This window comes from Nonomuraea sp. LPB2021202275-12-8 (genome assembly GCF_037044575.1).
Taxonomy (GTDB): domain Bacteria; phylum Actinomycetota; class Actinomycetes; order Streptosporangiales; family Streptosporangiaceae; genus Nonomuraea.
The window spans coordinates 124,567-140,896 of record NZ_JBAHWD010000021.1 but is presented as its reverse complement, the minus strand read 5'-3'; the positions used below and the strand labels follow the sequence as shown (position 1 = coordinate 140,896).

Annotated in this window: 16 protein-coding genes; 6 read left to right on the top strand and 10 right to left on the bottom strand. The window is 69.6% G+C overall.

The annotated features are described in order from the left end of the window. Positions 1-6: 6 nt before the first annotated feature. The 6 genes from V5E28_RS31710 to V5E28_RS31685 form a co-directional block, all read right to left on the bottom strand. Positions 7-723, bottom strand: coding sequence for a carboxymuconolactone decarboxylase family protein (locus V5E28_RS31710; RefSeq protein WP_336212385.1), 717 nt, complete (start codon positions 721-723; stop codon positions 7-9). Continuing rightward, the gene (locus tag V5E28_RS31705) at positions 720-2,234 is read right to left on the bottom strand and encodes a glycoside hydrolase family 13 protein (RefSeq protein WP_336212383.1); all 1,515 of its coding nucleotides are present in this window, start codon (positions 2,232-2,234) and stop codon (positions 720-722) included. The genes V5E28_RS31710 and V5E28_RS31705 overlap by 4 nt, the downstream gene beginning before the upstream one ends. Before the next feature lie 2 nt (positions 2,235-2,236). Beyond that, the gene (locus V5E28_RS31700; RefSeq protein WP_336212381.1) at positions 2,237-3,166 is read right to left on the bottom strand and encodes a carbohydrate ABC transporter permease; all 930 of its coding nucleotides are present in this window, start codon (positions 3,164-3,166) and stop codon (positions 2,237-2,239) included. Continuing rightward, positions 3,163-4,029 (bottom strand): carbohydrate ABC transporter permease, encoded by an 867-nt coding sequence (locus V5E28_RS31695; protein WP_336212380.1) that lies wholly within the window; start codon positions 4,027-4,029, stop codon positions 3,163-3,165. The genes V5E28_RS31700 and V5E28_RS31695 overlap by 4 nt, the downstream gene beginning before the upstream one ends. Before the next feature lie 5 nt (positions 4,030-4,034). After that, entirely contained in the window at positions 4,035-5,378 is a 1,344-nt protein-coding gene (locus V5E28_RS31690) for an ABC transporter substrate-binding protein (protein ID WP_336212379.1), read from the bottom strand. Between the two features lie 101 nt (positions 5,379-5,479). Continuing rightward, positions 5,480-6,469: a LacI family DNA-binding transcriptional regulator gene (locus V5E28_RS31685; RefSeq protein WP_336212377.1), complete on the bottom strand. Its 990-nt coding sequence runs from the start codon at positions 6,467-6,469 to the stop codon at positions 5,480-5,482. A gap of 238 nt (positions 6,470-6,707) precedes the next feature. On the opposite strand from V5E28_RS31685, the gene V5E28_RS31680 reads away from it, so the two are divergent. Then, complete coding sequence (locus V5E28_RS31680; RefSeq protein ID WP_336212375.1) at positions 6,708-9,959, top strand: discoidin domain-containing protein; 3,252 nt, start codon at positions 6,708-6,710, stop codon at positions 9,957-9,959. On the opposite strand, the gene V5E28_RS31675 is transcribed toward V5E28_RS31680, so the two are convergent. Further along, entirely contained in the window at positions 9,956-10,828 is an 873-nt protein-coding gene (locus tag V5E28_RS31675; RefSeq protein WP_336212373.1) for a sugar kinase, read from the bottom strand. The genes V5E28_RS31680 and V5E28_RS31675 overlap by 4 nt on opposite strands. A 237-nt stretch (positions 10,829-11,065) precedes the next feature. Between V5E28_RS31675 and V5E28_RS31670 the strand changes: the two genes are divergently transcribed. The 4 genes from V5E28_RS31670 to V5E28_RS31655 all read left to right on the top strand — a co-directional run bounded on the left by V5E28_RS31670 (position 11,066) and on the right by V5E28_RS31655 (position 13,588). Further along, the gene (locus V5E28_RS31670) at positions 11,066-11,749 is read left to right on the top strand and encodes a hypothetical protein (RefSeq protein ID WP_336212372.1); all 684 of its coding nucleotides are present in this window, start codon (positions 11,066-11,068) and stop codon (positions 11,747-11,749) included. 116 nt (positions 11,750-11,865) lie between these two features. Continuing rightward, on the top strand, positions 11,866-12,576 hold the full coding sequence (locus V5E28_RS31665) for a DUF4344 domain-containing metallopeptidase (protein WP_336212371.1): 711 nt from the start codon (positions 11,866-11,868) through the stop codon (positions 12,574-12,576). 30 nt (positions 12,577-12,606) lie between these two features. After that, positions 12,607-13,314 (top strand): maleylpyruvate isomerase family mycothiol-dependent enzyme, encoded by a 708-nt coding sequence (locus V5E28_RS31660; RefSeq protein WP_336212370.1) that lies wholly within the window; start codon positions 12,607-12,609, stop codon positions 13,312-13,314. Positions 13,315-13,327: 13 nt separating this feature from the next. Beyond that, positions 13,328-13,588: a DUF6343 family protein gene (locus V5E28_RS31655; RefSeq protein WP_336212369.1), complete on the top strand. Its 261-nt coding sequence runs from the start codon at positions 13,328-13,330 to the stop codon at positions 13,586-13,588. On the opposite strand, the gene V5E28_RS31650 is transcribed toward V5E28_RS31655, so the two are convergent. The 3 genes from V5E28_RS31650 to V5E28_RS31640 form a co-directional block, all read right to left on the bottom strand. Further along, positions 13,556-13,846, bottom strand: a complete 291-nt coding sequence (locus tag V5E28_RS31650) for a DUF3040 domain-containing protein (protein WP_336212367.1) — start codon at positions 13,844-13,846, stop codon at positions 13,556-13,558. The genes V5E28_RS31655 and V5E28_RS31650 overlap by 33 nt on opposite strands. 155 nt (positions 13,847-14,001) lie before the next feature. Next, positions 14,002-14,247: a type B 50S ribosomal protein L31 gene (locus tag V5E28_RS31645; RefSeq protein WP_336212365.1), complete on the bottom strand. Its 246-nt coding sequence runs from the start codon at positions 14,245-14,247 to the stop codon at positions 14,002-14,004. 28 nt (positions 14,248-14,275) lie between these two features. Beyond that, the gene (locus V5E28_RS31640) at positions 14,276-15,040 is read right to left on the bottom strand and encodes an SDR family NAD(P)-dependent oxidoreductase (protein ID WP_336212363.1); all 765 of its coding nucleotides are present in this window, start codon (positions 15,038-15,040) and stop codon (positions 14,276-14,278) included. A gap of 83 nt (positions 15,041-15,123) precedes the next feature. Here V5E28_RS31640 and V5E28_RS31635 point away from each other — a divergent pair, with 83 nt between their 5' ends. Further along, positions 15,124-16,326: an MFS transporter gene (locus V5E28_RS31635; protein ID WP_336212361.1), complete on the top strand. Its 1,203-nt coding sequence runs from the start codon at positions 15,124-15,126 to the stop codon at positions 16,324-16,326. Positions 16,327-16,330 lie beyond the last annotated feature (4 nt).

The window sequence follows — 16,330 nt, the reverse complement described above, 5'->3', positions numbered from 1 at the left end:
GCCTCTTCACGTGATGTTCTCCCTCGCGCTAGGCCCGATATTTCGCCCAAACGAGCCGAAGCGATGATCTTCGCAGAAGGAGATCTCGCCCTGATCACAGCTCATGAAGCAACCGCAGGCGCTCCGCTGGTGAGCAAGGGAGTCCTGGCCGTGGTCAGCGCGTATCACACCGTGGACACCGGCCAGGTCGAGATCCTGGACGGCGAAGACGCGTAGCTGCAGGGCGAGCGTGCTGTAGTAGCCGACCAGGGTGGTCAGCTCGAACAGCACGTTCTCCGGCAGCGCCGCGTACTCCTCCTCGTCCAGGTCACCCCTTCCGACCAGCGCCCGGGTGACGCGGAGGACCGCCGCCTCCTGCGGATCGGCGAGGTGGAGCGGGGAGCCGGCGCGCAGCGCCGCGAGCTCGGCTTCGGTGAAGCCGAGCTCGGCGGCGATGACCTCGTGCACCTGCCGCTCGAACGCGCTGTCCCAGTGGCCCGCCACCACCAGGATCGCCAGCTCCCTGGCCCGCGCGCCCAGCCCGGAGCGGTAGCGGATCGCCACGCCGAGCTCCTGCAGCGCGTCGCCCACCGCGGGGCTGAGCAGCATGGCGTTGAACGGGCCCGCCAGCGCCCCCTCCTCGTCCAGCATCGAGACGCCGCGCGGGCCGGCGACGATCCTGTCGTAGAGGGCGCGGGCGTCCGCGTCGAGCCGTTCGGGCGGCATGGGCCGCAGGCGCTTCATCCGGCCGATGCTAGCCAGACTGTCGTGTCCGGCGGCAGGGCGCCGTCGTCCAGGGTGCCGCTGGCCAGCAGGATCTCGCCGGCCGGCAGCCGCACCGGGCCGGAGCCCAGGTTGGTCACGCAGGTCAGGCCGGAGTCCCGGGTGAAGGCCAGCACGTTCTGGCCGTACGGGAGCCAGGTGAGCGTGCCGTCGCCGAGGCGGTCGCGGCGCAGGCGCAGGCCGGTGCGGTAGAGGTTGAGCATCGAGTCCAGGTCGGCGAGCTGGGCCTCGGCGGTGAGCTTGCGCCAGCTCTCCGGCTGCGGGAGCCACGGCCGGGTGCCGCCGAAGCCGAACGGCGGCTCCTCCCCCGACCAGGGCAGCGGCACCCGGCAGCCGTCCCTGCCCGGGTTGGAGCCGCCCGACCTGGCGTACATCGGGTCCTGGCGCAGCTCGTCCGGCAGGTCCTCGACCTCGGGCAGGCCGAGCTCCTCGCCCTGATAGACGTACAGGCCACCGGGCAGCGCCATCGCCAGCAGCGCGGCGGCCCTGGCCCGGCGGTAGCCGAGCTCGGAGTCCGACGGGGTGCCGTGCAGGGCGCCGCCGTGCGCGAAGCTCGTGTCGGCCCTGCCGTACCTGGTCACCGGACGGGTGACGTCGTGGTTGGACAGCACCCACGTCGGCGGCGCGCCGACGGGCGCGTGCGTGGTGAGCGTGAGGTCGATGACCCGGCGCAGCTCGGCCGGGTCCCACGGACACGACAGGAAGTCGAAGTTGAAGGCGGTGTGCAGCTCGTCCTGGCGCAGGTAGAGGGCGAACCGCTCCTGGTCGGGCAGCCAGAGCTCGCCGATCAGGACGCGCTCGGCGTACTCCTCGGCGACCTGCCGCCAGCGGCGGTAGACGTCGTGCACCTCGTCGAGGTCCTCGTACCTGCTGTCCGACTTGAACAGCAGCGCCGCCGAGTCGATGCGGACGCCGTCCACGCCCCGGTCGAACCAGAACCGCAGCACGTCCTCGAACTCCTGGTGGACCTCGGGGTTGTCCCAGTTGAAGTCCGGCTGCTCGGGAGCGAACAGGTGCAGGTACCACTGGCCGTCGGCCACCTGCGTCCAGGCTGGGCCGCCGAAGATCGACTGCCAGTCGTTGGGCTCGTCGCGGAACCAGAACCGCTGCCTGGCCTTGGGGTCGGCCAGGGCCTCCTGGAACCAGGCGCTGGCTGTGGAGCTGTGGTTCGGCACCACGTCCACGATGACCTTGATGTCGAGCTCGTGCGCCTCGGCGATGAACGTCTCCGCCTCGGCCAGACTGCCGAACACCGGCTCGATGTCCCGGTAGTCGGCCACGTCGTAGCCGCCGTCGGCCATCGGCGACGGATACCACGGGTTCAGCCAGATGGCGTCGACGCCGAGGTCTTTCAGATAGGGCAGGCGGGACCGGAGCCCGGCGAGGTCGCCGACGCCATCGCCGTTGCCGTCGGCGAAACTGCGCAGGTAGACCTGGTAGATCGCGGCCCCCCGCCACCACGTTTGCGACATGCTCATCCTTTGATGCTTCCGGCGGTGAGGCCCGCCATGATGTGACGTTGGAAGATGAAGAAGACGATGATCGTCGGAATGCTGGCGACGACCAGACCGCCCATGATCGCGTTCTGCGGCACCATGCCGGCCGTCTGTGAGAGGCCGACGCTGAGCGTCATGTTCTCGCTGTCGCTCATGACCAGCAGCGGCCAGACGAAGTCCTTGAACGAGGTGACGATGGTGAAGATCGAGACCACGCCGAGGATCGGCCTGGAGATCGGCAGCACCACCGACCACAGCACCCGCATCGGGCCGGCGCCGTCGATCTGCGCCGCCTCGATCAGCTCTCTGGGTATGGAGTCGAAGAAGCGCTTGAGCAGGAAGATGTTGAACCCGTTGGCCGCCGCGGGGAACCACAGACCCCACGGGTTGTTCAGCAGCCCGAGGTCCACGACCGTGACGTAGAGCGGGATCAGCACCACCATGGCCGGGATCATCAGCGTGGCCAGCATGGCGCCGAGGATCACGCCGCCGAACATCGGCCGCAGCCTCGACAGCGCGTACGCCGCCGACACGTCCACCGCCATGCAGAACAGCCAGCCGCCCAGCGAGTAGTAGGCGGTGTTCGCCAGCAGCGTGCCGAGGTCGAACAGGTCCCACGCCTCGACGTAGGCGTCCAGGGTGGGATCGGCGGGGAAGAGCGTCGGCGGCATCTGGGCGATCTCCTCGCCCGTCTTCATGGCGCCGGTGATCATCCAGTAGAGCGGGATGACGAAGATCAGGGTGAAGCCGACCACGGCGGTGATCAGCACCGCCCAGTAGATGCGCCTGCCCCACCGGCTGTTGAGCTGGAGCGGCGAGATGATCGTCCGGAACTGGGAGTCGATCGGCTTGGGCGCTCGCCTGCCCGCCCTGCGTCCCGCCGAGGCCCGGGCGCCGACGGAGATCATGCCTTGTCCTCCCGGGTGAGCCGGAGCTGGACGACGGCGAAGGCGAGCAGCACGATCATGAGCATCATGCCGAGCGCGCCGGCCCCGCCGTAGTTCTGGTTGGTGAAGGCGTACTGGTACATCAGGTAGGCGACGGTGACGGTGGAGCCCTCCGGCCCGCCGCCGGTGAGCATGTACGGCTCGATGAAGACCTGCATGGTGGCCACGATCTGCAACATCAGCATGAGCAGCAGGATCAGCCTGACCTGCGGGATCGTGACGTGCCTGATGCGTTTGAAGATCCCGGCTCCGTCCAGCTCCGCCGCCTCGTAGAGCTCCGAGGGGATGTTCTGCAGGGCCGCCAGGTAGATCAGGGTCGCGCTGCCCATGTTCATCCAGGTCGAGACGATGACCAGGGAGATCAGCGCGGTGGCGGGAGAGTCCAGCCAGGCGAGACCGGGCAGCTGGAAGAAGCCGAGGATCTGGTTGAACAGCCCGGGCCCCGGATCGAAGAACCACCTGAAGAGCAGCACCGCGACGATCGGCGGCAGCATGACCGGCAGGTAGACGACGAACCGGAGGTAGGCCCGGGCGTGGCGCAACTCGTTGAGCACGAGCGCGACGGCGAACGGCACGGCGTAACCGCAGACCAGCGCGAGGAACGTGAACTGCAGCGTGGCCAGCCAGGCCTGACCGAAGGCTGGATCGTTGAAAGCGTAGGCGAAGTTGTCCAGCCCCACCCAGGTCGGCGGAGAGATCAGGTTGGTCTCCTGGAAGCTCAGGATGAACTCCCTGACCATCGGATACCAGGCGAACACCGCGAAGCAGAACAGCGCCGCGCACAGGAACCCGTAGGCCGTCAGATTGCGCCTCAAGACACCCATGCAGGTCAGCCCTTGGCGGCCAGCACTGCGTTCGCCTTGGTCTCGGCGTCGGCGAGCAGCTTGTCGATGTCGGCGTCCTTGCGGCTCAGGACTCCTGACATGGCCACGTCGAGGATGGCGTAGAGCTCCTGCGCGTACAGCGGCTCGGCCTTCGGCGGGATGGTGGCGGCGGCCTGGACGTACGGCTCGTAGTTCTCCACGGGCAGGGAGGCGTTCTTCTTGCGCTCCTCCTGGATCGCCTTGCCGGTGGCCGAGTCGCCGAAGACGTCGTTGTCCGGCACGCCGACGGGGTTGCCGATGCTCTTGCCGCGGGCGAAGTCGAAGCGGCCCTTGCCGACGGTGTTGAAGCGGAAGTCGATCCACTGCAGGCCGGCCTTGGCCTCGGCGGGGGTCGCCTTGGGGTTGACCATGAACGCCTCGCCGCCGCTCAGCGACGCTTTGGCCTCGGGGAAGCCGGTGATGCCGTAGTCGGCGACGTTGCCCTTGAACTTGTTGACCACGTCGGTGACCACGTCGGGGGCGCCCAGCATCATGCCGACCTTGCCGCTGCCCATGGCCATCATCAGCGACTCCCAGTCGACCAGGAGCTTGGTGCCCATGCTGTTGTCGATCCAGCGCATGTCATGCAGGGCCTGCAGCACGGCCTTGCCCTCGGGCGAGTTGAAGGCGGCCTGCTTGTTGTCGGGGGTGAGGATGGCGCCGCCGCGGCCGTAGATGGCCTGGGTGAAGTGCCAGCCGCCGGTGTTGCCGCCGGAGTACTCGCCGTAGCCGACGTGGCCGGAGCCCAGCCCGGCGATCTTCTTGGCGGCCTCGCGGATCTCGGCCCAGGTCGTGGGCGGGGTGTTGGGGTCGAGGCCGGCCTCGGTGAACAGCTTGCGGTTGTAGACCAGGCCCACGCCGTAGTGGACGTTGGGCACGCCGTAGACCTTGCCGTCCTTGGTGACCAGCTCACGCACGTCGCTGCGCAGGTCGTTCCAGTTCTTGATCTCGCCGGTGTGCGCCGTGATGTCCATGGCCTGGCCCTGGGCGATCACTTCGTTGTAGTTCGTCACGGGCACCACGAAGACGGTCTCCATCTGACCGCCGGCGAGCTTCGGCCCGAACGTCTTGGGGTCGTAGCACGGCTGCTGGTCGGTGCTCTTGACCGTCACGCCGGGGTGCGCCTTCATGAAGGCGGCCACGTCGTCGTCCCAGGCCTTGCGCTCCTTGGGCGCTGACTTGGCGGGCTGGCAGGCGACCGTGATCGAGACCTGCTCCGCCCCGCCGACCGGGGGCGTGGCCGGCTCGCCCGACCCACAGGCGGAGAGGCCGAGCGCGGTGGCAACTAAGAGTCCTGTGGATCTCTTCATTGATCTGACCCTTCTGATGCGAGGTGCCCACACCATAGGATCGCCAATGAAAGTCCGCAAGATTTCGACGGACTATTGCAAGATAACGACTGTGTTACGCCTCAGTCGCGGACCCGCGCGGTCGAGGCCCGGACGACCAGCTCCGGCTCGAAGAGCAGCTCGTCGGCGGACACCGCGGCCTTGTCGATCTGCGCCACCAGCAGGTCCACCGCGGCCCTGCCCATCGCGTCGATCGGCTGGCGGACCGTGGTCAGCGGGGGGTCGGTGCAGTTCATCAGCGCGGAGTCGTCGAAGCCGATCACCGACACGTCGCCCGGCACGCTCAGCCCCGCGCGCCGGACGGCCCGGACCGTGCCGAGCGCGAGCAGGTCGCTGGCGCAGATCACCGCGGTCACTCCGCGCCTGACCAGCCGGGCGGCCGCGGCGTGCCCGCCTTCGAGCGCGAACATGGTGTGCTCGACCAGCTCAGGGTCGCCGCCCTCGGCCCGGAAGGTCTCCAGCTTGCGCCGCGACGGCATGTGGTCCTTCGGTCCCAGCACCATGCCGACGCGCTCGTGGCCCAGTGCCCGCAGGTGGCCCAGCGCCATCTCCGCGGCCACCACGTCGTCGCACGACACCTGGGGGAACTCCAGCCGCTCCACGGCGGCGTTGACCAGGACCGTCGGCAGCTTGCGCTCGTGCAGCAGCTCGTAGTGCCCGTGCGAGGCGTCGGCCTGGGCGTACAGCCCGCCGGCGAAGACCACGCCGCTGACCTGCTGCTGCAGCAGCAGGTCCACGTAGTCGGCCTCGGACACGCCGCCGACCGTCCTGGTGCACAGGACGGAGGTGAACCCCTGCTGGGCCAGCGCCCCGCCGACCACTTCCGCGAACGCGGGGAAGATCGGGTTCTGCAGCTCGGGCAGCACCAGGCCGACCAGCCGGGCGCGGTCGCCGCGGAGCTGGGTGGGGCGCTCGTAGCCGAGCACGTCGAGCGCCGTCAGCACGGCCTCGCGGGTGGCGTCGGACACCCCCGGCTTGCCGTTGAGCACGCGGCTCACGGTCGCCTCGCTCACCCCGACCTTCTTGGCCACCTCTGCGAGTCGTCGCGTCATGCGCAAACTATACGACCGAGAGCGCAAGTCCTTGCAACCGCTTACGCTCAATCGACTTCCCGGCTTGCACGGCGTTCAGAGGCCTGTCCAGCCAATTTAGCCGTCTTGACCAGGGAGGCAGGCAGCTCCGAGCCGACATCTGTCAGTTAGTTCTTTGCGAAATCTCGTCGGAATATTGCTGACATCTGTTTGTCATCCTATGGTTCGGCCAACCGGACTTCTTCGAAGGGCCACCCCCATGAGAGCACTCTTAGCCGCCCTCACTCTGGTCATCGGACTCCTGGCCGTCCCCGCCGCCGCCGACACGAACCTCGCGGCGGGCAAGACCGCCACCGCCAGCGGCCACTCCGACGTCTACCGGGCCGCCAACGTCACCGACGGCAACCAGGCCACCTACTGGGAATCGGCCAACAACGCCTTCCCGCAGTGGGTCCAGGTGGACCTGGGCTCCACCGCCACCGTCAACGGCCTCACGCTCAAGCTGCCCACCGGCTGGCCCAGCCGGACGCAGACGCTCACCGTCCAGGGCAGCGCCAACGGCACGAGCTTCACCACGATCAAGCCCTCGGCCACCTACACCTTCGCCCCGGCGGCCACGGTCGCCGTCAGCGCGAGCACCCGCTACGTCCGGCTGCAGTTCACCGCCAACACCGGCTGGCCCGCCGGCCAGCTCGCGGAGTTCGAGGTGTACGGCGAGGGCGGCACGGATCCCGGGCCCGGCGCCAACCTCGCACTCGGCAAGCCGATCACCGGTTCCTCGCACACCCACACCTACGTGGCGGCCAACGCCAACGACAACGACCTGCAGACCTACTGGGAAGGCGCCGCCTACCCGAACACGCTCACCGTCCAGCTCGGCGCCAACGCCGATCTCACCTCGGTCGTGGTCAAGCTGAACCCGGACCCCGCCTGGGGCAGGCGCACCCAGGCCATCCAGGTGCTCGGCCGCGAACAGAGCGCCGCAGGCTTCGGCGACCTCGTGCCGCAGGCCACCTACACCTTCGACCCCGCCTCGGGCAACACGGTGACGATCCCGGTGAGCGCCAGGGTCGCCGACGTGCGGCTCAGGATCACCGCGAACTCCGGCGCGCCCGGCGGCCAGGTCGCCGAGCTGCAGGTCCTCGGCACCCCGTCGGCCAACCCCGACCTGACCGTCACCGGACTGACCCCGGCCCCGGCGGCCCCGGTCGAGACCGACGCGATCAGGCTGTCGGCCACGGTCAGGAACGCCGGCACCGCCCCCTCAGCCGCCACCACCGTCGCCTTCTACCTCGGCACCGCCAAGGCCGGCACCGCGAACGTGGGCGCGCTGGCCGCCGGCGCCTCCACCACCGTGTCGGCCGACGTCGGCCCGCGTGACGCCGCCACCTACCAGGTGAGCGCCAAGGTGGACGAGGACAACAGGGTCATCGAGCAGAACGAGGCCAACAACACCGTCAACGGCACCCTGACCGTGAGACCGGCCGACACCGCCGACCTGATCGCCTCTCCCGTCGCCTGGACGCCGAGCAACCCGGCCCAGGGCGACACCGTCACCTTCTCGGTGGCGATCAGGAACCAGGGCACCGTGGCCTCCAGCAGCGGCTCCCACGGCATCACGCTCACCGTCGCGAACGAGTCCGGCACCGTCGTCCGGACGCTCACCGGCTCCACCAGCGGCGTCATCGCCCCCGGCGCCACCACGTCCGCGGTGACCCTCGGCACCTGGCCCGCCGCCGACGGCAGGCACACGGTCAGGGTGGTGCTCGCCGCCGACCCGGCCGAGCTGCCGGTCAAGCGCGACAACAACACCAGCACCCACCAGCTCTTCGTCGGCCGCGGCGCGAGCATGCCGTACGACATGTACGAGGCCGAGGACGCCGTGGTCGGCGGCGGCGCCACCCGGATCGGCCCGAACCGGAGGGTGGGCGACCTGGCCGGCGAGGCGTCCGGCCGCAGGGCGGTGACGCTCGGCGGCACCGGCTCGTACGTCGAGTTCACCACGCGCGCCAGCACGAACACGCTGGTGACCAGGTTCTCCATCCCCGACGCGCCGGGCGGCGGCGGGATCGACTCCACGCTGAACGTCTACGTCAACGGCGCCTTCCACAGGGCCATCAACCTGACCTCGCGCTACGCCTGGCTGTACGGCGAGGAGGCGAGCCCGAACAACAACCCGTCCTCCGGCCCGCCCAGGCACGTCTACGACGAGGCCAACCTGATGCTGGGCACGACCGTCCCGGCAGGCAGCAAGATCAGGCTGCAGAAGGACGCGGCCAACGGCTCCACCTACACGATCGACTTCGCCGACTTCGAGCAGGTGTCACCGATCCCCAACCCGGACCCGGCACGCTATGCCGTACCGACCGGATTCACCCACCAGGACGTGCAGAACGCGCTCGACAGGGCCCGCCAGGACAGTGCTCTGACCGGCGTCTACCTTCCGGCGGGCGTCTATCAGACGTCGAACAAGTTCCAGGTGTACGGCAAGTCCGTCAGGGTCGTCGGCGCCGGGCCCTGGTACACCCGCTTCCACGCGCCGGCCGGGCAGGAGAACACCGACGTGGGCTTCCGCTCCGAGGCGTCGGCCAACGGCTCGACGTTCGCGGGTTTCGCCTACTTCGGCAACTACACCTCGCGCGTCGACGGGCCCGGCAAGGTGTTCGACTTCTCGAACGTGGCGAACATGACGATCGACAACATCTGGGTGGAGCACCAGATCTGCATGCTCTGGGGCACCAACACCGACAACATGACGATCAAGAACTCGCGGATCAGGAACGTGTTCGCCGACGGGCTCAACATGACCAACGGCAGCACCGGGAACCACGTCACCAACATCGAGACCCGCTCCACGGGCGACGACAGCTTCGCGCTGTTCTCGGCGATCGACAACAACCAGGGCGAGCAGCACGGCAACGTCTACGAGAACCTGACCTCGCTGCTCACCTGGCGCGCCGCCGGGCTCGCCGTCTACGGCGGGTACGGCAACACTTTCAGGAACATCCACGTCGCCGACACGCTGGTCTATTCAGGCGTCACGATCAGCTCGCTGGACTTCGGGATCCCGATGCACGGATTCGGCGCCAGCCCGCCCACGCGGTTCGAGAACATCTCTCTCGTCAGGGCGGGCGGGCACTTCTGGGGCCAGCAGACCTTCCCGGCGATGTGGGTGTTCTCGGCGTCCAAGGTGTTCCAGGGCATCCGGGTCAGCAACCTGGACATCGTCGACCCGACCTACTCCGGGATCATGTTCCAGACGGGCTACGTCGGCGGCCGGCCGCTGAACCCGGTGACGGACACGGTCTTCGACAACGTCTCCATCAGCGGAGCCCAGAAGAGCGGTGACGCCTTCGACGCCAAGTCGGGCTTCGGCATCTGGGTGAACGAGCTGCCCGAACCCGGCCAGGGACCTGCCGTCGGCTCGGCCACCTTCAACGGCCTGAGGTTCAGCGGCAACGCGCAGAACGTCAAGAACACCACGTCGACCTTCACCCTGAACATCGACTAGAGCTCGGCCCTGGTGGGCAGCCCCTGCCAGTCGCTCGCGCTGGTCACCGCGGCGGCGCTCAGCAGCGTCCCGCGGTGCAGGCGCTCGGGCGGGGTCAGCCCCTCCAGGGCCGCGCTGACGTATCCGGCCACGAACGCCTCACCGGAGCCCGAGGTGTCCACCACGGGGACCTGCGGGCCCGGCGCGTCGTAGCGCATCCGGTCCGACCGGACGCTCGCGCCCTTCACCCCGCGGTCGACCACGACCTCGCGCTCGGGCGTGAGCGCGGGCTTGACGAGGTCCAGCTCGTCCTGATGGACGAAGAGCAGGTGGGAGTCGCAGGCCAGCTCGGCGAGCACCTCCTCGGCCTCGCGGACCGAGGACCACAGCTCAGGCCGGTAGTCGACGGCGAACGAGATCATCACCTCGGCGGTCCTGGCCGCGCTCACCGCCGCGCGCACCGCCTCCAGCGCGTCCCTGCCCAGGGCCGCCGTGACACCGGAGACGTGCAGCATCTTCGACGCGCCGATCCGGTCGATCGGCACGTTGCCGGGGGTCAGCCCCGACCCGGCCGATCCGGTGCGGAAATGGGTGACGTGCGGGTCCCGGCCCACCTGCGAGTCGCGCAGCAGCAGCCCGGTCCGGCCACCCTGCGTCACCCGCATGTCCGCCACGTCGACGCCCTCGCCCCGCAGCACCGTCAGCACCCGCGCGCCCAGCTCGTCGGCACCGACTTTGCCCAGGTAGGCGCAGCTGTGGCCGAGCCTGGCCAGCGCGATGGCGAAGGTGAACTCGGGCCCGCAGACATCGAGCCTGGCCTCGCTCTCGTGCCGGACCCGGCCGCTGGACACGACCCCCAGCGCCTCGCCGAGGGTGTAGACGTCAGTCATGGACACTGACTGTAGTCGGTCTAGGTCACGCCAAAATAGATTTTGAGACGACGCCGCAGGTGGCAACCGTGATCAAATATTTTCTCGAACTTTAGCGAACCTTTTCCCCACACTGTGGCTCAAAGTAGTAGAGGGAGTTGGTCATTACGGACCGACTCCAGCGATACGGGGAGAGGAATCAGCACCCTCATGCGAAAGATCGCTGTAGGAATCATCTCCGCCCTGGCAGGCGGCACAATGTTGATGTCAGGTGGCGTCGCCACCGCCGCCACCACCACGGCGCCGACCGTCGAGATCCTCGACGTGTCGCCGAACCCCGTGGTTGTCGAGCGCGGCGGGGAGACGACCGCCAACTTCAAGGTTGGCGCCAGCTCGGACGTACAGAAGGTCGAGCTCAGCGTCGAGCCCGTCGACAGCCGGGCGCGCACCCTGCGCGCCAAGGACGTCAAGGAACTGGAGAACTGGCGCTTCTCGGTGCCGTTCAACTCCAACGACTTCGAGGGCAAGTGGAAGGCCACCGCCACGGCCACCGACAAGGAAGGCAAGACGGTCTCCGACTCGTCCTACTTCTACGTCGACATCCGTAGGGGCAAGGCCGACACCCGGATCAGCCGCTTCAGCGCTGACCCGTACAAGGTCCGTCAGGGCAAGTCGATCTACTTCACCGGCCGTCTGCAGGCCGAGTTCGACGACGAGTGGAAGGGCGTTCGCAACCAGAGCGTCTCCGTCTACTACCGTGCGAACGGCTCCAGCGGCTGGAAGTGGGTCGCCTCCGACAAGACCGACTGGCGCGGCAAGTTCAGCGCCAAGACCCGCGCCTGGAAGAGCGGCACCTTCAAGGCCGTCTACAAGGGCAGCTGGAAGCTGGACGGGACGACGAGCCGTAGCGACTACGTGCGCGTCTACCGCTGGCACCGGTAATCACCTCTGAGCGAAGGCCCGGCCCTTTGGCCGGGCCTTTGCCATGTCCGAGGTTTAGTGATCTTCGATCGGTTGCAGGGAGAGTCCCACTGTGTGATCGACGACGAGGAGCCGTGATGCCCCACCCCCAGGTCGCCGGCGCGACCGCCCTGGTCCTGGGCCTCAGCCCGCTGGTGACCGCACCTGTCGAGCCGTCCGTGCGTTACGAGGCCGCGGACTCCGCCCAGAGCGAGCAGGCGCGGCGGGTGCTGCAGGACAGCGGGGCGCTCACGACCACGACCCGGCTGCCGGAGCCGATCAGCGTCGTCGCCCGCGACTGCGACTCCCCCGAGGCGACCTGGGATCGCGAAGAGCGCCGCATCACGATCTGCTACTCGCTCGTCACCCGCGTCCAGAAGACGCTGCAGGGGATCTCCGAGACCGAGGAGGCCGACGCCCGCACCACCACGGCCCGCGTGCACGGCGCGCTCTCCGTCCTGTTCCACCACAAGCTCGGGCACGCGCTGGCGAGCCTGCACGACCTGGACGGCGGCGAGGAACTGGCGGACCGCTTCGCGGCGCTCACCCTCACCGCCTCCCGGCCGCCCGCCGGGCGGGTGGTGCCCGCGGCCGAGGCGCGCCACCTGCTCGCCTGGCACGGCGGCGTCCCGCACCTGAAGGGCCCGGCCCGGTCGGCGACGTTCGCCTGCCTCGTCTACGGCGCCGACACGACGGCGTACGGCCGCGTGGCCAAGGGCGGCTCGGTTCCTCCGGAGCGCACGCCCACGTGCGCGGCCGAGCACGATAAGGCCAGGACGGAGCTGGGAGGGCTCGCGGGCGTGCGGTGAGAAGCGGTGCCCCGGGGGTAGGTCGGCACTATGGACGACCTGCGTGATCTCGACCGGTTCGACCCGTTCGACGTCTTCGACGCCGAGGCGGCCAGGCTCGACCGGTTCTTCTCCGGCCTCGACGACGAGGGCTGGCGGCGCCCGTCGCGCGCCGCCGGATGGTCGGTCCGCGATGTGCTCGGCCACCTGGCGGGCGAGGAGCTCTACAACCAGGCCTGCCTCGACGGCACCTTGCGGGAGCTGCGCTCGCTGATGTCCAGGGAGGGCATCAGCGGCTACAACGAGTTCAACGAGTGGTGCGTACGGCAGCGCCGTGACCTGCCGGTCGAGGAGGTCGTGCAGGAGTGGCGCACCAAGAACGGCGACACCCGCCGCCGCATGCGCGAGCTCGGCCCTGACGCGGCGCTGGAGACCATGGCGGGCGCGTACCCGGTCGGCAGGCAGACCTTCCACTACGACTCCGAGTACGCCACCCACGCCGACGACGTGGGCGCGCCGGTCTCCGCCGAGGAGGCCGGCGGCCGCACCCTCTGGCGGGTGGCGGTGGGCAGGATGGCGCTGGCGGAGACGGACGCCAAGGTGGGGGTGGAGCAGGGGGACGAGCGGATCAGGGTGTCCGCCGACGGCGTGGAGGCGTCGCTGTCGTTGCCCGAGTTCGTCGAGGCCACCGTGGGCCGTCTGCCCGAGGACCATCCGCTGGATCCGCGGCTCGTCTCGGCTCTGAGGTGCCTGGCCTGAAAGGAACCCGACCATGTGGCTGCGTAACCGCGAGGGCACGGAGCCGGCGACCGCGCGCAGCCCGGTGCGCGCGCGCAGGATCCTGTCCCTGATAGCGCTGGTGCTCGGCGCGGCGGCGGCGATCTTCTTCGGCTCCCGGGCGATGAACACCGGCGAGGAGGTCTGGGTCTGGGAGGCCGTGATCGCGGCGGCCGTGGCGATCATCGCCGCCGTCGACCTGCTGGTGCTGGGGCGCCGCCGTTCACGCGGTCGCGACGGCCAGGACAAGCAGTAGGAAGGTCAGTGCCACGACCACGACGACGAGCCATCCGTGGCGGGGCAGCCGTCTGGGCGCCGCTCGCGGGATCGGCTCGGCTCTCCGGGGGGGCACGTCCCGGGGACGCGCGAGCGCGTCGTCGACTCGTTGAGCCGGGTCCGCCCCCGACTCGATCCTGTTGATCGCCGCGACACGCCTGGCCAGCTCGGGGTCGTCCCTTTCCAGAGCCTGCTCGATTTCAGCGAGGATGCGGCGCTCCTTCCCAGACAGACTCATAGTGCGATCACCATCGCTCCCACACCGGTGAAAGCCTTTTACCCACGAGTAGGCCGCACATGCCACCTCTTTATGGCGAAAACCTCTCGATTTGGACACCTCCTGAACGCCGTCGCCCCCGTCCGCTCAGGCGGACGGGGGCGACGGGTCAGGGGTCACTTCTGGCCGTAGCGCTGCTTGAAGCGCTCGACCCTCCCGGCGCTGTCCACGATGCGGCCACGGCCGGTGTAGAACGGGTGGCTCGCGGACGAGACGTCGACGTCGACGACCGGATAGGTGCGGCCGTCCTCCCACTCGACGGTCTTGCCACTGGTCAGGGTCGACCGGGTGAGGAAGGCGAACCCCACGCTGGGGTCGCGGAAGACGACGGGCCGGTAGGCGGGGTGCAGGTTCTTCTTCATGCCCCCTCCAACCGGTCGACAACGGTTTTCATTCCCTCGCCTCCGGATCGAGGCCGAGCACCGATCGGCCCCCGTCGACGGGCAGGGTCACGCCGCTCACGAAGGAGGACTCCGGCGAGAGCAGGTAGGCGACCGCGGCGGCGATCTCGGCCGCGGTGGCGACCCGGCCCAGCGGGTGCAGCCTGGCCATCTCCTGCTCGACCCGGGCCGCCGGCTCCGCTCCCAGCTCGGCCAGCAACCGCTCGTACCGCTCCGTCGCCACCGACCCCGGCGCGACGGCGTTGACCCGGATCCCGCTCCTGCCATACTCGACCGCGAGCGCTCTGGTCAGCCCCTCCACGGCGGCCTTGGCCGTGGAGTACGGCAGGCTGCCCGGCACCGCTCTGCGCGCCTGGTGCGAGGTGACGTTGACGATGGCGCCCGCGGTCCCCGAGGCCAGGAAGCGGCGCACGGCGGTGGCGCAGCCGACGAGCGCCAGGTCGAGGTTGGCCGTGATCAGGGCGCGGACCTCGGCGATCGGGGCGGTGTGCACGGAGGCGTCCCTGAAGACGGCGGCGTTGTTGACCCAGCCCGAGAGCGTGCCCGCCTCCTCCGCGAGGGCGGCGGCGCGCGCGGTCACGGCCTCGTCGGCGGCGTCACCGACCAACGGGACGACCCGGGGCCCGGCCCGGTCGAGCGCGCCGGGGTCGCGTTCGACGGCGACCACCACCGTGTCCTCGTCCGCCAGGAGTCGCTCCACGACGGCTCGCCCGATGCCCCGCCCCCCGCCGGTCACGACGTAAGAAAGGCTCATAGAGGCCAGCTCTTCCCTTGGACGTGACCATTATCACCGTATTCCTGGCCATTTCTGAGAGGTGAACGGGAAGGCATCAGAGCGTGTCCGGCCGCAGAGCATCCGCGCTGATGATCGGGGCGCTGGCGATCACGCAGACAGCCGGGTACGGCATTCTCTATTACGCCTTCTCGGTTTTCATCACGCCGATGAGCCGCGACCTGCATGCGGGGGTCGCCGAGATCACCGGGGCGATCACGGTGGCGGTGCTGGTCTCCGCGCTGGTGGCGCCGGCGGTGGGGCGCCGGCTCGACCGGCGCGGCGGGCGAGGGCTGATGACCGCCGGGGCGGTCCTGGGCGCCGCGGCCGTGCTGGCGTGGTCGCAGGTCCAGTCCGTCCTGCAGCTCTACCTGGTCTGCGCGGCGCTCGGCGTCGCCTCCGCGATGGTGCTGTACGAGGCGGCGTTCGCGGTGATCGTGGCCTGGTTCGACGCCGCCAGGAGGGCGCGGGCGCTGCTCGCCGTGACGGTCGTCGCCGGCTTCGCCTCCAGCATCTTCCTGCCGCTGACGGGGTTACTGGTCGAGCGCTACGGCTGGCGGCAGGCGCTGGTCATCCTGGCCGCCGGGTACGCGCTGGCCGCCGTCCCGCTGCACGCCCTGGCCGTGCGGAGCCGCCCCACGCCGCCGCACGCCGGACGGCGTGAGATCGTCGGCGCGGCGCTGCGGGAGCGGCCGTTCTGGCTGCTGGCCGCGGCGTTCCTGACGCAGACCGGGGCGGTGGCGGTCATGGGGGTGCTCCTGGTGACCTACCTGATCGCGCTCGGGCACCGGCCGGTGTTCGCCGCGACGGTCGCGGGGCTGCTCGGCGTGCTGTCGGTGACGGGCAGGCTGGTGACCACCGGGCTGCAGGCCCGCTGGCGGGTGTCGCTGATCACGGCGGCGATGTTCGCCATGCAGGGGGCGGCGGCGCTGCTGCTTCCCCTGGTCGGGCGGAGCACCGCGGGAGCGGTGGGCTCGGTGGTCCTGTTCGGGCTGGGGTTCGGGGTGGGCACGATCGCCCGTCCGGCGCTGCTGGCCGACAGGTACGGCACGGCGGCGTACGGGAGCTTGAGCGGGGCCCTGGCGCTGCCGATCACGGTGGCCAAGGCGCTCGCCCCGCTCATCGCCGCCGGGATGGCGCAGGCCGCCGGGTACGGGGTGGTGATGGGCGCGGTCGCGGCGTGCTGCGGGCTCGGCGCACTCTCCCTGGTGGCCTACGATCGCCGTGGGCGAACTCGGCCTGCGTCCGGGCACGAACACGTAAGGTAGCCAC

Bases quoted from the DNA above. Each gene is read 5' to 3' on its own strand.
- V5E28_RS31710 (WP_336212385.1), bottom strand. From the start codon at position 723: ATGAAGCGCCTGCGGCCCATGCCGCCCGAACGGCTCGACGCGGACGCC.
- V5E28_RS31705 (WP_336212383.1), bottom strand. From the start codon at position 2,234: ATGTCGCAAACGTGGTGGCGGGGGGCCGCGATCTACCAGGTCTACCTG.
- V5E28_RS31700 (WP_336212381.1), bottom strand. From the start codon at position 3,166: ATGATCTCCGTCGGCGCCCGGGCCTCGGCGGGACGCAGGGCGGGCAGG.
- V5E28_RS31695 (WP_336212380.1), bottom strand. From the start codon at position 4,029: ATGGGTGTCTTGAGGCGCAATCTGACGGCCTACGGGTTCCTGTGCGCG.
- V5E28_RS31690 (WP_336212379.1), bottom strand. From the start codon at position 5,378: ATGAAGAGATCCACAGGACTCTTAGTTGCCACCGCGCTCGGCCTCTCC.
- V5E28_RS31685 (WP_336212377.1), bottom strand. From the start codon at position 6,469: ATGACGCGACGACTCGCAGAGGTGGCCAAGAAGGTCGGGGTGAGCGAG.
- V5E28_RS31680 (WP_336212375.1), top strand. From the start codon at position 6,708: ATGAGAGCACTCTTAGCCGCCCTCACTCTGGTCATCGGACTCCTGGCC.
- V5E28_RS31675 (WP_336212373.1), bottom strand. From the start codon at position 10,828: ATGACTGACGTCTACACCCTCGGCGAGGCGCTGGGGGTCGTGTCCAGC.
- V5E28_RS31670 (WP_336212372.1), top strand. From the start codon at position 11,066: ATGTTGATGTCAGGTGGCGTCGCCACCGCCGCCACCACCACGGCGCCG.
- V5E28_RS31665 (WP_336212371.1), top strand. From the start codon at position 11,866: ATGCCCCACCCCCAGGTCGCCGGCGCGACCGCCCTGGTCCTGGGCCTC.
- V5E28_RS31660 (WP_336212370.1), top strand. From the start codon at position 12,607: ATGGACGACCTGCGTGATCTCGACCGGTTCGACCCGTTCGACGTCTTC.
- V5E28_RS31655 (WP_336212369.1), top strand. From the start codon at position 13,328: ATGTGGCTGCGTAACCGCGAGGGCACGGAGCCGGCGACCGCGCGCAGC.
- V5E28_RS31650 (WP_336212367.1), bottom strand. From the start codon at position 13,846: ATGAGTCTGTCTGGGAAGGAGCGCCGCATCCTCGCTGAAATCGAGCAG.
- V5E28_RS31645 (WP_336212365.1), bottom strand. From the start codon at position 14,247: ATGAAGAAGAACCTGCACCCCGCCTACCGGCCCGTCGTCTTCCGCGAC.
- V5E28_RS31640 (WP_336212363.1), bottom strand. From the start codon at position 15,040: ATGAGCCTTTCTTACGTCGTGACCGGCGGGGGGCGGGGCATCGGGCGA.